The 13,331-nt window shown below is 71.4% G+C and carries 12 protein-coding genes; 6 read left to right on the top strand and 6 right to left on the bottom strand.

What is annotated here, in order from left to right:
• The first annotated feature begins 23 nt into the window (after positions 1–23).
• The 3 genes from secG (at position 24) to pgi (ending at position 2,516) form a co-directional block, all read left to right on the top strand.
• Complete coding sequence (secG, locus tag PS271_RS05545; RefSeq protein ID WP_030366610.1) at positions 24–254, top strand: preprotein translocase subunit SecG; 231 nt, start codon at positions 24–26, stop codon at positions 252–254.
• 161 nt (positions 255–415) lie between these two features.
• Positions 416–751, top strand: coding sequence for an RNA polymerase-binding protein RbpA (locus PS271_RS05540; protein ID WP_003957010.1), 336 nt, complete (start codon positions 416–418; stop codon positions 749–751).
• 112 nt (positions 752–863) lie between these two features.
• Positions 864–2,516, top strand: coding sequence for a glucose-6-phosphate isomerase (pgi, locus tag PS271_RS05535; protein WP_398386687.1), 1,653 nt, complete (start codon positions 864–866; stop codon positions 2,514–2,516).
• A gap of 225 nt (positions 2,517–2,741) precedes the next feature.
• On the opposite strand, the gene pgl is transcribed toward pgi, so the two are convergent.
• Genes pgl through tkt form a run of 5 tightly spaced genes read right to left on the bottom strand, consistent with a single transcriptional unit; the run spans position 2,742 to position 9,351 of the window.
• Positions 2,742–3,521, bottom strand: coding sequence for a 6-phosphogluconolactonase (pgl, locus tag PS271_RS05530; protein WP_030366612.1), 780 nt, complete (start codon positions 3,519–3,521; stop codon positions 2,742–2,744).
• Positions 3,518–4,588, bottom strand: a complete 1,071-nt coding sequence (gene opcA / locus PS271_RS05525) for a glucose-6-phosphate dehydrogenase assembly protein OpcA (protein ID WP_398380581.1) — start codon at positions 4,586–4,588, stop codon at positions 3,518–3,520. The genes pgl and opcA overlap by 4 nt, the downstream gene beginning before the upstream one ends.
• Complete coding sequence (gene zwf / locus PS271_RS05520; RefSeq protein WP_120754124.1) at positions 4,585–6,111, bottom strand: glucose-6-phosphate dehydrogenase; 1,527 nt, start codon at positions 6,109–6,111, stop codon at positions 4,585–4,587. Before zwf ends, opcA begins: the two co-directional genes overlap by 4 nt.
• 1 nt (position 6,112) lies before the next feature.
• Complete coding sequence (gene tal, locus PS271_RS05515) at positions 6,113–7,228, bottom strand: transaldolase (protein WP_359106536.1); 1,116 nt, start codon at positions 7,226–7,228, stop codon at positions 6,113–6,115.
• Between the two features lie 35 nt (positions 7,229–7,263).
• Positions 7,264–9,351 (bottom strand): transketolase, encoded by a 2,088-nt coding sequence (gene tkt, locus PS271_RS05510; protein WP_398380579.1) that lies wholly within the window; start codon positions 9,349–9,351, stop codon positions 7,264–7,266.
• Between the two features lie 433 nt (positions 9,352–9,784).
• Here tkt and PS271_RS05505 point away from each other — a divergent pair, with 433 nt between their 5' ends.
• The 3 genes from PS271_RS05505 to PS271_RS05495 all read left to right on the top strand — a co-directional run bounded on the left by PS271_RS05505 (position 9,785) and on the right by PS271_RS05495 (position 12,354).
• Positions 9,785–10,759 (top strand): heme o synthase, encoded by a 975-nt coding sequence (locus PS271_RS05505; protein WP_398380578.1) that lies wholly within the window; start codon positions 9,785–9,787, stop codon positions 10,757–10,759.
• 24 nt (positions 10,760–10,783) lie between these two features.
• Positions 10,784–11,143, top strand: coding sequence for a hypothetical protein (locus tag PS271_RS05500; RefSeq protein ID WP_398380576.1), 360 nt, complete (start codon positions 10,784–10,786; stop codon positions 11,141–11,143).
• A gap of 164 nt (positions 11,144–11,307) precedes the next feature.
• The gene (locus PS271_RS05495; RefSeq protein WP_398380575.1) at positions 11,308–12,354 is read left to right on the top strand and encodes an amidohydrolase family protein; all 1,047 of its coding nucleotides are present in this window, start codon (positions 11,308–11,310) and stop codon (positions 12,352–12,354) included.
• Here the strand turns inward: PS271_RS05495 and PS271_RS05490 are convergent.
• Positions 12,327–13,322 (bottom strand): COX15/CtaA family protein, encoded by a 996-nt coding sequence (locus PS271_RS05490; protein ID WP_398380574.1) that lies wholly within the window; start codon positions 13,320–13,322, stop codon positions 12,327–12,329. The genes PS271_RS05495 and PS271_RS05490 overlap by 28 nt on opposite strands.
• Between the last annotated feature and the right edge of the window lie 9 nt (positions 13,323–13,331).

The raw sequence follows: 13,331 nt of genomic DNA, 5'->3' as shown, positions 1-13,331 counted from the left end.
AGAGAGTTGGTCCAGCCGTGGTCATGGGGTTCTCGATCGCCCTCATCATCTTCAGCGTGCTGATGATGATGCTGGTGCTCATGCACAAGGGGAAGGGCGGCGGCCTGTCCGACATGTTCGGCGGTGGCATGCAGTCCTCCGTCGGCGGCTCCTCCGTCGCCGAGCGCAACCTCGACCGCATCACCGTGGTCGTCGGGCTGCTCTGGTTCGCGTGCATCGTCGCACTCGGCCTGCTGATGAAGCTCGATAGCTGACGTACCGTCGTGAACGCGGCCTATCATTGGGGTCGCGTCCACACGGCCGGGCTGTAACTCCTGCCACTGGACGCGCGTTGGGCCTTACGTAGACTGGGGCGCCCGCAGCGGAGCCGTCGGTTCAGACGGTCCGCAGCACCATTACGCAGGGAGTTACGACCGTGGCAAGTGGCAACGCGATCCGGGGAAGCCGGGTCGGAGCGGGGCCGATGGGTGAGGCCGAGCGGGGCGAGTCCGCGCCGCGCCTCCGCATCTCCTTCTGGTGCTCTAACGGGCACGAGACGCAGCCGAGCTTCGCCAGCGACGCACAGGTGCCGGACACGTGGGACTGCCCGCGCTGCGGCTTCCCGGCAGGTCAGGACCGGGACAATCCGCCGGACCCGCCGCGCACCGAGCCGTACAAGACCCATCTCGCCTACGTCCGGGAGCGGCGCAGCGACGCCGACGGCGAGGCGATCCTCGCCGAGGCGCTCGCGAAGCTCCGCGGCGAGATCTGACGAAACGGCACCCCTCGTGGGTGCCGTTTCGCGTTGCGCTCGAACCGGCCGCAGATCAATTAGGTTGGAGGGCGGCGGGGCAGTTACGACAACGAATGGGCTGATGTCCGAGATGAACGCAGAGGACCGCACCAGGCTGGACCGGACCCCGGAGTGGAACGCTCTGGCCAAACACCGGGACGAGCTGGGGGAGGTGCAGCTGCGCGAGCTCTTCGCGGACGACCCGCGGCGGGCCGAGAAGTACGCCCTCACCGTCGGCGACCTCCACCTGGACTACTCCAAGCACCTCGTCACCGACGAGACCCTGCGCCTGCTGCGCGAGCTCGCCGCGGCCACGGGCGTCGCGGAGCTGCGCGACGCCATGTTCCGCGGCGAGAAGATCAACACCACCGAGGGCCGCGCCGTGCTGCACACCGCGCTGCGCGCCCCGGAGTCCTCCGTCGTCAAGGTCGACGGCGAGAACGTCGTCCCGGCCGTGCACGCCGTGCTCCGCAAGATGCAGGTCTTCTGCGACCGGGTGCTCTCGGGCGACTGGAAGGGCCACACGGGCCGGCCCATCAAGAACGTCGTCAACATCGGCATCGGCGGATCCGACCTCGGTCCGGCGATGGCCTACGAGGCGCTGCGCGCCTACACCGCCCGCGACATGACGTTCCGTTTCGTCTCCAACGTGGACGGCGCCGACCTGCACGAGGCCCTGCGCGACCTCGACGCCGCCGAGACGCTCTTCATCGTCGCCTCCAAGACGTTCACGACGATCGAGACCATCACCAACGCCACCTCCGCGCGGAACTGGCTGCTGACCGAGCTGCGGGCCGGCGAGGAGGCCGTCGCCAAGCACTTCGTGGCCCTGTCGACGAACGAGGAGAAGGTCTCCGAGTTCGGCATCGACACCACCAACATGTTCGAGTTCTGGGACTGGGTCGGCGGCCGCTACTCCTACGACTCCGCCATCGGGCTCTCCCTGATGCTCGCCATCGGCCCGGACCGCTTCCGCGAGATGCTCGCCGGCTTCCACCTCGTCGACGAGCACTTCCGCACGGCGCCCTTCGAGGAGAACGCCCCGCTGCTGCTCGGCCTGCTGGGCGTCTGGTACGGCAACTTCCACGGCGCGCAGTCGCACGCGGTCCTGCCCTACAGCCACTACCTGTCCAAGTTCGCGGCGTACTTGCAGCAGCTGGACATGGAGTCCAACGGCAAGTCGGTCGACCGGGACGGGCAGCCCGTCGGCTGGCAGACCGGTCCCGTCGTCTGGGGCACCCCCGGCACGAACGGGCAGCACGCGTACTACCAGTTGATCCACCAGGGCACGAAGCTGATCCCGGCGGACCTGCTGGGCTTCGCGAAGCCCGTGGACGACCTCCTGCCGGGGCTGGTGGCCCAGCACGACCTGCTGATGGCGAACCTGTTCGCCCAGGGCCAGGCGCTGGCCTTCGGCAAGACGCCGGAGGAGGTCGCGGCGGAGGGCGTCCCGGCCGAGCTCGTCCCCCACAAGACGTTCCGCGGGAACCACCCGACGACGACGATCCTCGCGAGCGAGCTGACGCCGTCGGTGCTGGGGCAGTTGATCGCCTTGTACGAACACAAGGTGTTCGTCCAGGGCGCGATCTGGAACATCGACTCCTTCGACCAGTGGGGTGTGGAACTGGGGAAGGTCCTGGCGAAGCGGGTGGAGCCGGCGCTGACGGCTTCCGCCGAGGTTGCGGGGCTGGACGCGTCCACGGCCGCGCTGGTCGCCCGCTACCGCGAGCTGCGGGGGCGCTAGCCCCTTGGCCTGAGGCGGGTCCGGCACCGCCGGAGACGTTGACGGTGGTTGCGCGCCGCTGCGGCGGTTCGAAGGATGCGGGGCATCCTTCACCAGGTGAAGGGCGCTTGCGCCCTTCATTCCGCCGCAGCGGCGCGCAACCACCGCGGCGCATCCCGGCGGTGCCGAAAATGGCCCGGCCCCCTCGCGGGGGACCGGGCCATCGGTCTACGGGGCAGAGCCCCGTCAGGGGGACGCCGGCGGGTACAAGCCCCGCGGGAGCCGCGCCGCCGCGGCCGCGTCCAGCAGCCACAGCGTGCGGCTGCGGCCGTACGCGCCGGCAGCCGGCGCCTGGATCTCGCCCGCACCGCTGAGCGCGAGCGCAACGGCGTTCGCCTTGTCCTCGCCCGCCGCGAGCAGCCAGACCTCCCGCGCCGCGCGGATCGCCGGCAGCGTCAAGGAGACGCGCGTCGGCGGCGGCTTGGGCGCGCCGTGGACGCCCACGACCGTGCGCTCGGTCTCCCGTACGCCCGGCATCTCGGGGAAGAGCGACGCGACGTGCGTGTCGGGGCCGACGCCCAGCAGGAGCACGTCGAAGGACGGCACGGGGCCGTGGTCTTCGGGCCGCGCCGCCTTGGCGAGCTCGGCCGCATAGGCCTCGGCCGCCGCGTCGGCGTCGTCGTGGGTGCCGTCGGCGGCGGGCATGTAGTGCACCCGCGCCGGATCGAGGTCCACGGCGTCCAGCAGGGCCTCGCGGGCCTGCGTGGCGTTGCGCTCGGGGTCGCCCTGGGGCAGGAAGCGCTCGTCGCCCCACCACAGGTCGAGCCGGGACCAGTCGACCGCGTCCCGGGCGGGCGCCGCGGCGAGGGCCGCGAGCAGCCCGTTGCCGTTGCGCCCGCCGGTGAGGACCACGGACGCCGAGCCGCGGGCGGCCTGGGCGTCGACGATCTTCGTGATCAGCCGGGCCGCCGCGGCCTGAGCCATCAGCTCCTTGTCCCGGTGGACGACGATCTGCGGGGTGCTCACTTGCCGGCCGCCTTCTTGCCGCCGGCCTTCTTGGCGGGTGCCGGGGCAGCCTTCTCCTCGGCACCTGGAGCCTCGGCGGCCGGGGCCTCGGCGTCGGCGGGCGCCGGAGCGGCCTCCGCGGCCGGGGCCTTCGTGGCCGGCTCGTGGTTCAGCCGGTCCACCCCGTACTTGAGCGCGGACTGGTAGATGTCGTCCGGGTCGAGCCGGCGGAGCTCCTCCGCGAGGAGCTCCGCCGTCTCGCGCCGCTGGAGGGCGACGGCGCGGTCGGGCTGGCCGGGCATGGAGAGCGTGGCCAGGGAGCCGTCCGGGCGGCCCAGGACGACGGGGCCGGCCTTGGTCTCCAGGCGGACGGCCGTCAGGCCGGGGCCGTCGGAGACGGTGCGGCGCACCGGGACGCCGAGGCGGTCGGCGAGCCACAGGGCGAGGAGCTCGGCGCTGGGGTTGTAGCCCTCGCCCTCGACCTCCGCGGAGACGACGTCGGCGTGCTGCTGGTCCAGGGCAGCCGCGAGCATCGAGCGCCACGGCGTGATCCGGGCCCAGGCGAGGTCGGTGTCGCCGGGCGTGTAGTGCGCCGAGCGGGCCGAGAGCTCCTTGACGGGGTCCTCGGCGGCGTACGCGTCGGTGACGCGGCGCTGGCCGAGGGCGCCGAGCGGGTCCTCGTGGGGGTCGACCGGGGAGCCGACGGGCCACCAGACGACGACGGGGGCGTCGGGCAGCAGCAGCGGCAGGACGACCGACTGGGCGTGGTCGATCACGTCGCCGTAGAGCCGCAGGACGACCGTCTCGCCGGTGCCGGCGGAGGTGCCGACCCGGACCTCGGCGTCGAGGCGGGCCTTGGCGCGGTCGCGCGGGGAGCGGCTGACGCGCTTGATGACGACGAGCTTGCGCGAGGGGTGCTCGCGGGACGCCTCGTTGGCGGCCTTGAGCGCGTCGTAGGCGTGCTCCTCGTCGGTGACGATGACGAGGGTGAGCACCATGCCGACGGCCGGGGTGCCGATCGCTCGGCGGCCCTGGACCAGCGCATTGTTGATCTTGCTGGACGTGGTGTCCGTGAGGTCCATCTTCATGGCCGGCGCCAGCTCCGTCCGTCTCGTGCGAGCATCTCGTCCGCTTCGACCGGGCCCCAGGTGCCTGCCGGGTAGGAGGCGGGCTTGCCGTTCTTGTCCCAGTACTCCTCGATGGGGTCGAGGATCTGCCAGGACAGCTCGACCTCCTTCAGGCGCGGGAAGAGGTTGGCGTCGCCCAGCAGCACATCGAGGATGAGCCGCTCGTAGGCCTCGGGGCTGGACTCGGTGAAGGATTCGCCGTAGGCGAAGTCCATCGAGACGTCCCGGACCTCCATCTGGGTGCCGGGCACCTTCGAGCCGAACCGCATGGTGACGCCCTCGTCCGGCTGCACCCGGATGACCAGGGCGTTCTGCCCGAGCTCCTCGGTGGCGGTGTGGTCGAAGGGCGAGTGCGGGGCGCGCTGGAAGACGACCGCGATCTCGGTGACGCGGCGGCCCAGCCGCTTGCCGGTGCGCAGGTAGAAGGGGACGCCCGCCCAGCGGCGGTTGTCGATCTCCAGCTTGATCGCGGCGTAGGTGTCGGTCTTGGAGTTCGGGTCGATGCCGTCTTCCTCCAGGTAGCCGACGACCTCCTCGCCGCCCTGCCAGCCGTGCGCGTACTGGCCGCGGACGGTCTCCTTGCCGAGGTCCTTGGGCAGCCGGACGGCGCCCAGCACCTTGGTCTTCTCGGCGACCAGCGCGTCCGCGTCGAAGGAGGCGGGCTCCTCCATGGCGGTCAGCGCAAGCAGCTGGAGGAGGTGGTTCTGGATGACGTCGCGCGCGGCGCCGATGCCGTCGTAGTAACCCGCGCGGCCGCCGATGCCGATGTCCTCGGCCATGGTGATCTGCACGTGGTCGACGTAGGACCGGTTCCAGATCGGCTCGAAGAGGGTGTTGGCGAAGCGGAGCGCCAGGATGTTCTGGACGGTCTCCTTGCCGAGGTAGTGGTCGATCCGGAAGACCTCTTCGGTCGGGAAGACCTCGTGGACGATCCGGTTGAGCTCCTGGGCGCTGGCCAGGTCGTGGCCGAAGGGCTTCTCGATGACGGCGCGCCGCCAGGAGCCCTCCTTCTGGTCGGCCAGGCCGTGCTTCTTGAGCTGCTGGACGACTTTGGGGAACCACTTCGGTGGAACGGAGAGGTAGAAGGCGAAGTTGCCGCCGGTGCCCTGGGCCGCGTCCAGCTCGTGGATGGTGGTCTTGAGGGTCTCGAACGCCTCGTCGTCGTCGAAGTCGCCCTGCACGAACCTGCAGCCCTGGACCAGCTGCTGCCAGACCTCCTCGCGGAAGGGCGTGCGGGCGTGCTCCTTGACCGCGTCGTGCACGATCTGGGCGAAGTCCTCGTTCTCCCAGTCGCGGCGCGCGAAGCCGATCAGCGAGAAGCCCGGCGGCAGCAGACCCCGGTTGGCGAGGTCGTACACCGCCGGCATCAGCTTTTTCCTGGACAAATCGCCCGTGACGCCAAAGATGACCAGGCCCGACGGCCCCGCGATGCGCGGGAGCCGTCGGTCCAGAGCGTCACGCAGCGGATTGCTGCTTGTGCTCAATTCACGCCTCCGGAGCGAGGCGCTTGAGCTCCGCCTCGGTGGACTTCAGCAGGTCGTTCCAGGACTGCTCGAACTTGTCGACGCCCTCGTCCTCCAGGAGCTGCACGACGTCGTCGTACGAGATCCCGACCTTCGCGAGCGCGTCGAGCTCGGCCTTGGCCTGCTCGTACGTGCCGCGCACGGTGTCACCGGTGATCTGGCCGTGGTCGGCCGTGGCCTCCAGGGTGGCCTCCGGCATGGTGTTGACCGTGTTCGGGGCGACCAGGTCGTCCACGTACAGCGTGTCCTTGTAGGCCGGGTCCTTGACGCCGGTCGAGGCCCACAGCGCACGCTGCTTGTTGGCGCCGGCCTTCTCCAGGGCGGCCCAGCGGTCCGAGGAGAAGACCTCCTCGTAGGCCTGGTAGGCCAGGCGGGCGTTGGCGAGGGCGGCCTTGCCGCGCAGCGCCTTGGCCTCGTCGGTGCCCAGGGCGTCCAGGCGCTTGTCGATCTCGGTGTCCACGCGGGACACGAAGAAGGACGCGACCGAGTGGATCAGGGACAGGTCCAGGCCCGCGGCCTTGGCCTGCTCCAGACCGGTCAGGTAGGCGTCCATGACCGCGCGGTAGCGCTCGAGGGAGAAGATCAGCGTGACGTTGACGCTGATGCCCTTGCCGATCACGTCGGCGATGGCCGGCAGGCCCGCCTTGGTGGCCGGGATCTTGATCAGCGTGTTGGGGCGGTCCACCAGCCAGGCCAGCTGCTTGGCCTCGGCGACGGTGGCCTTGGTGTTGTGCGCGAGGCGCGGGTCGACCTCGATGGAGACCCGGCCGTCCTGGCCGTTCGTCGCGTCGAAGACCGGGCGCAGGATGTCGGCGGCGTCGCGGACGTCCGCCGTGGTGATCATGCGGATGGCCTCGTCGACGGTGACCTTGCGGGCCGCGAGGTCGGCGAGCTGCTGCTCGTAGCCCTCACCGCTGGAGATCGCCTTCTGGAAGATCGACGGGTTGGTCGTGACGCCCACGACGTGGCTCTGGTCGATCAGCTCGGCCAGGTTGCCGGACGTGATGCGCTTGCGGGACAGGTCGTCCAGCCAGATCGCGACGCCTTCGTCGGAGAGGCGCTTGAGTGCGTCTGTCATGGGTTCTGCATCTCCTACTTGCTCGTAAAGGGGCGTCAGCGGCGGTTGGCGTCGGCGTGCTCGATCGACTCGCGCGCGGCCGCGACGACGGCCTCGGTGGTCAGACCGAACTCGCGGTAGAGCACCTTGTAGTCGGCGGAGGCGCCGAAGTGCTCCAGCGACACGATGCGGCCGGCCTCGCCGACGTAGCGGTGCCAGGTCAGGCCGATGCCCGCCTCGACGGCGACGCGGGCCTTGACGTCCGGCAGCAGCACGCCGTCGCGGTACGCCTGGTCCTGCTCCTCGAACCACTCGACGGACGGCATCGAGACCACGCGGGTCGGGATGCCCTCGGCCTGGAGCTGCTCGCGGGCCTCGACGGCCAGCTGGACCTCGGAGCCGGTGCCGATCAGGATCACCTGCGGACGGCCGCCCTCGGCCTCGAACAGGACGTAGCCGCCCTTGGCCGCACCCTCGTTCGCCTCGTACGTCGGGACGTTCTGGCGGGTGAGGGCCAGGCCGTGCGGCGCGGGCTTGACGGTGTGGCGCTTGGTGATCTCGCGCCAGGCGATGGCCGTCTCGTTGGCGTCGGCCGGGCGGACCATGTTCAGGCCCGGGATGGCGCGCAGGGCGGCCATGTGCTCGACCGGCTGGTGGGTCGGGCCGTCCTCGCCGAGGCCGATGGAGTCGTGCGTCCACACGTAGGTGACCGGCAGCTTCATCAGCGCGGCCAGGCGGACCGCCGGGCGCATGTAGTCGGAGAACACCAGGAAGGTGCCGCCGTAGACGCGGGTGTTGCCGTGCAGCGCGATGCCGTTCATGGTCGAACCCATGGCGTGCTCGCGGATGCCGAAGTGGATGGTGCGGCCGTAGGGGTTCGCCTCCGGCAGCGGGTTGCCCTTCGGCAGGAAGGACGACGACGGGTCGATCGTCGTGTTGTTCGAACCGGCGAGGTCGGCGGAGCCGCCCCACAGCTCGGGGATCACGCCGCCCAGCGCCTTGAGGACCTCACCCGACGCCTTGCGGGTGGCGACGTCCTTGCCGGCCGGGAAGACCGGGAGGGCCTTCTCCCAGCCGTCGGGCAGCTCGCCCGCGGCGATGCGGTCGAAGTCGGCGGCCCGCTCCGGGTTGGCCTCGCGCCACTCCTGGATGCGCTTGTCCCACGTGGCGTGGGCCTCGCGGCCGCGGTCGACGACCTTGCGGACGTGCGTGAAGACCTCGTCCTCGACCTGGAAGTGCTGCTCGGGGTCGAAGCCCATGACGCGCTTGGTCGCGGCGACCTCTTCGGCGCCCAGCGCCGAGCCGTGCGACGCCTCGGTGTTCTGGGCGTTCGGGGCCGGCCAGGCGATGATCGTGCGGGCGGCGATGAGCGAGGGACGCCCGGTCTCCTCCTGCGCGGCCTTCAGCGCGGCGTGCAGCGCGTGGATGTCGAAGTCGCCGTCGGCACCCTGCTCGATGCGCTGCACGTGCCAGCCGTAGGCCTCGTAGCGCTTGAGGACGTCCTCGGAGAACGCCGTCTCGGTGTCGCCCTCGATCGAGATGTGGTTGTCGTCGTAGAGCGCGACGATGTTGCCGAGCTTCTGGTGGCCGGCGAGCGAGGACGCCTCCGCGGAGATGCCCTCCTCCAGGTCGCCGTCGGAGACGATCGCCCAGATGGTGTGGTCGAACGGGGAGGTGCCCTCCGGCGCCTCCGGGTCGAACAGGCCGCGCTCGTAGCGGGCGGCCATGGCCATGCCCACGGCGTTGGCGATGCCCTGGCCCAGCGGGCCGGTCGTCGTCTCGACGCCACGGGTGTGGCCGTGCTCCGGGTGGCCGGGGGTCTTGCTGTCCCAGGTGCGGAAGGACTTCAGGTCCGACAGCTCCAGGCCGTAGCCCGCCATGAAGAGCTGCACGTACAGCGTCAGGCTGGTGTGGCCGGGGGAGAGGACGAAGCGGTCGCGACCGGTCCAGTCGGCGTCACTGGGGTCGTGCCGCATCATCTTCTGGAACAGCAGGTAGGCGGCGGGCGCCAGGCTCATGGCCGTGCCCGGATGGCCGTTGCCGACCTTCTGCACGGAGTCCATGGCCAGGACGCGGGCGGTATCGACGGCCCGCTGGTCCAGTTCGGTCCATTCGAGGTCTGTGGTGGTCGGCTTGGTGCTCACCCTTGGATCAGGGCTCCTCTCCACATGGTCTTGTCTGCCGGGGGCGGTATGTTCCGCCACGACGCGGCGTGGTCGAGCCTACCCCTGCGGGGACGCGCATCTTTTCGACGTACAGTCGGCTGCCCGCTCGCGGGCAGCCGAATCGCGGCGGCAGGGATTCCCGCCGCGGGTGCGGCGCCCTGGGTCCAGCCTGACGGGCGGCGCGCCCGCCCGCCTCCCGAAGACGACCGTTCCGTCATGTCCGGGGAGCTCCGCGGTCCTGTCCGGGGCGCGCGGCGACGCGTCCGTGATCCGTTGTGCGCGCCCCCAACACGACCCACCCCGGCGGAGGCCGCGCCATGGCCTGCGTCTAAAGTGGCGTGGTACGCGCAAGTCTTTACCGGGCTTTCCGTCCCGGATGTGCTTGCTGGCCTTATCTCTGTCAGGGGTGTGCGTGACGGCCGTCGAATCCCGTCCTGCGGGTGGGGGTACCTCCCACGCCCTTAAGGCTGTGGGGGAGCTCGTGGAGAGCCCCGGGCACCGGCCGTTCGGGGCCCGTGCCAAGGCGTTCGTGGCGCTGACCAAGCCGCGTGTCATCGAGCTGCTGCTGATGACCACCGTGCCGGTGATGTTCCTCGCGGCGCAGGGCGTGCCGGACCTCTGGCTGGTCCTGGCCACCTGCATCGGCGGCTACCTGTCCGCGGGCGGCGCCGGCGCGTTCAACATGTGGTACGACCGCGACATCGACGCCCTGATGGACCGCACGTCGCAGCGCCCGCTGGTGACCGGCATGGTCTCCGCGAAGGAGTGCCTGGTCTTCGCCTCCGCGCTGACCGTGGGCTCGACCCTGTGGTTCTGGTTCCTGGTCAACCCGCTGTCGGCGATGCTCTCCCTCGGTGCCAACGCCTTCTACGTCGTCATCTACACGATGATCCTCAAGCGGCGCACCGCGCAGAACATCGTCTGGGGCGGCATCGCGGGCTGCATGCCGGTCATCATCGGCTGGTCGGCCGTCACGAACTCCGTCTCCTGGGCCGCCGTCGTCCTCTTCCTGGTGATCTTCTTCTGGACGCCGCCGCACTACTGGCCGCTGTCGATGAAGGTCAAGGACGACTACGAGCGCGTCGGCGTGCCGATGCTGCCCGTCATCGCCGGCAACAAGGCGGTCGCCAAGCAGATCGTCCTCTACAGCTGGGTGATGGTCGCCGTCTCGCTCTCCCTCCAGCCGCTCGGCTACACCGGCTGGTTCTACACGGTCGTCGCGGCCGCACTGGGCGCCTTCTGGCTGAAGGAGGCCCACGCGCTCCAGGCCCGCGCCAACGCCGGCATCACGGGCGCGAAGCTCAAGGAGATGCGGCTCTTCCACTGGTCCATCACCTACGTGTCGCTGCTGTTCGTCGCCGTGGCCGTGGATCCCTTCCTTCGTTAATTACTGGTGGGTAGCATCTGCGGCATGGCAGATGACACCACCCCGCAGGCACCGGCCGCACCCGACGCCCGGGCGGACCGCAAGGCCGCCCGGCTCGCCCGGCAGATCGACACGTTCGCCAAGAGCCACGGCGGCTCCGCCGAGGGCCAGCTGGCCCACATCGCCCGCGGCACCGTCCGGGTCGCCCTCGTGGGCGCCGACGGCGAGTGGGGCAACCTCGTCGCCCCCTCCCTGGACGTCGCGCGGAAGGCCGCCGAGAAGGCCGGGCTGACCCTCCACGACGACTTCGACGGCGAGCTCGCCGCCAAGGTCCGCACCGGCCCGTACGAGTGGTCGCGCATGGCGGGCATCCAGATCGGCGGCCCGCGCAACCCCGCCGCATAGCGAGCCGCGCAGGGAGCCGGTGACCAGCCGGTAGGCGACGCCCGGTGGACGCCTGGCGCACGTCGATCACCGGCGCCGATAACTGACGGGCCCCTCGGCCGTTAGACCCCCGGGGAGCGGCCGCACGCGCGCCGCTCGGGGCGGGACGGCACGAGGGGGGGCGGATGGACGGCATGCCGCCGCTCGTCGACCAGCACAGCCACGGCGCGGTCCACGGCGAGCTGGGGCTCGGCGGGTTCGAGGCGCACCTGGCCGCGGCCGCGGGCGCCGCGGGCCCCGCCCCGCCCGGCACGTCCTTCTTCGACAGCCGCACCGGCCTCGCGCTGCGCCGCTGGTGCCCGCCCCTCCTCGGCCTGGAGCCGCACTGCTCGCCCGTGCGCTACCTGGCGCGCCGCCGCGAGCTGGGCGCCTACCGGGCCGGGCAGCTGCTGCTGCGCGGCGCCGGCATCGGCACGTTCCTGCTGGAGACGGGGGAACCGAGCGCCCTCACGTCCGCCGCCGAGCTGGCCGGGGCCGCCGACGGCAGCGCGCACGAAATCGTCCGGCTCGAACCGCTCGCCGAGCAGGTCGCGGACACCTCCGGCAGCGCGGAATCCTTCACCGCGTACACGGCAGAAGCGCTCTACGCGGCCGCCCGCAGCGCCATCGCGTTCGCCTGCCGCGTGCCCTTCTGCGAGGGGAGCCCGCCGGGCCTGGCGGAGGTGCGCAGGGCCGCGGGGCAGTGGCTGCGGTCGCGCCGCCCGGGCGGCCGCCTGGACGACCCCGTGCTCGCCCGCCACCTGCTGTGGAGCGCACTCGCCGCCGGGCTCCCCGTCCAGCTGCACTGCGCCGACCCGCTGCGCCTGTCACGCTTCCTGCGGGCCACGGCGGGCCTGGGGTGCGATCTGGTGCTGCTGCCGGACCCCTGGCACCACCGGCAGGCCGCGCAGCTCGCCGGGGCCTTTCCGCACGTCTACGCGGACGTGGGGCCGCACCCCGGGGAGACGTTGCGCGAGGCGCCCTTCGGCAAGCTGCTGTTCTCCTCCGGCGCGCGCGGCCCGGCGGAGCTCTACGTGGTCGCCGCCCGGTCGTTCTCGCAGGCCATGGAGCGGCTGATGAGCGACTGGGTGGCCGACGGCTGGTGCCGGCGGGCGGACGCGCGCAGGATCGCCTCGCTGGTCGCGGCCGGCACCGCCCGCAGGGTCTACCGGCTGGACGCGCCGGCCGGCTGAGCCGGGACGGCCTCGTGCCCGTCCGCGGGGGCGGGCACGACGGGCTGCTCGCCGCGGTCGCGCAGCGACAGGAAGACCCGCAGCACGGCGATCCACACCAGGCAGGAGCCGAACATGTGGGCGCCGACGACGATCTCGGGCTCGTCGTTGAAGTACTGCACGTAGCCGATGACGCCCTGGAGCATCAGCACGGCGAACAGCTCGACGACCCGGCGGCGCGGCAGGGCCGGCGCCTTCACGGCCCGCAGCACGAACCACAGGGCGGCGGTCAGGCCGACCACGATGTAGACGAAGTCGACGTGCAGCTGCGTGACCTCGCGCCAGTCCAGCGGGATGCGGTGGACGTCCTTCGAGGCGTCGCCCGCGTGCCGGCCGGAGCCGGTGACGACCGTGCCGACGAGGATCAGCACGGTGGTCGCCGCGACCAGCACCCAGCTGAGCTGCCGCACGGGGCGGGCCACCAGGTCGCGCGGTGCGTCGTCGCCCTCGCCCGAGCGGTGCCACATCACCACGGCCACCGTCAGCAGAGCGGTCGCCGCGAGGAAGTGCAGGGCCACGATGTACGGGTTGAGGCCGGTGAGGACCGTGATGCCGCCGATGATGCCGTTGCTCGCGATGAGCCAGAACTGGGCCCAGCCCAGCTGCGTCAGGGGGCGGCGGCGCGGGGCACGCGCGCGTGCCGCCACGATCGCCACGCCGACGACCGCGCACAGCACGTACGTCAGCATGCGGTTGGTGAACTCGATGATGCCGTTGACGCCCATCTCGGGGGTGGGCGTCAGGCTGTCCTCGGTGCAGGTCGGCCACGTCGGGCAGCCGAGCCCCGACTGGGTGAGCCGGACCGCGCCGCCCGTCACCACGATGACCACGCCCATCACCACGCAGGCGAGGGCCGCTCGCTCGACGAAGCGCGCGGACGGCTGCCAGCGGTCGGCGACGATCTGGAGGGGGTTCAGCGTTTTCGGCACGGGCTCATC

It is taken from the genome of Streptomyces sp. SCA2-17, from assembly GCF_044336695.1.
The sequence above is the reverse complement of the archived record's forward strand: the minus strand, read 5'-3'. Positions and strand labels throughout refer to the sequence as shown.

Bases quoted from the DNA above. Each gene is read 5' to 3' on its own strand.
- secG (WP_030366610.1), top strand. From the start codon at position 24: ATGGGGTTCTCGATCGCCCTCATCATCTTCAGCGTGCTGATGATGATG.
- pgi (WP_398386687.1), top strand. From the start codon at position 864: ATGAACGCAGAGGACCGCACCAGGCTGGACCGGACCCCGGAGTGGAAC.
- opcA (WP_398380581.1), bottom strand. From the start codon at position 4,588: ATGAAGATGGACCTCACGGACACCACGTCCAGCAAGATCAACAATGCG.
- tal (WP_359106536.1), bottom strand. From the start codon at position 7,228: ATGACAGACGCACTCAAGCGCCTCTCCGACGAAGGCGTCGCGATCTGG.
- PS271_RS05500 (WP_398380576.1), top strand. From the start codon at position 10,784: ATGGCAGATGACACCACCCCGCAGGCACCGGCCGCACCCGACGCCCGG.
- PS271_RS05495 (WP_398380575.1), top strand. From the start codon at position 11,308: ATGGACGGCATGCCGCCGCTCGTCGACCAGCACAGCCACGGCGCGGTC.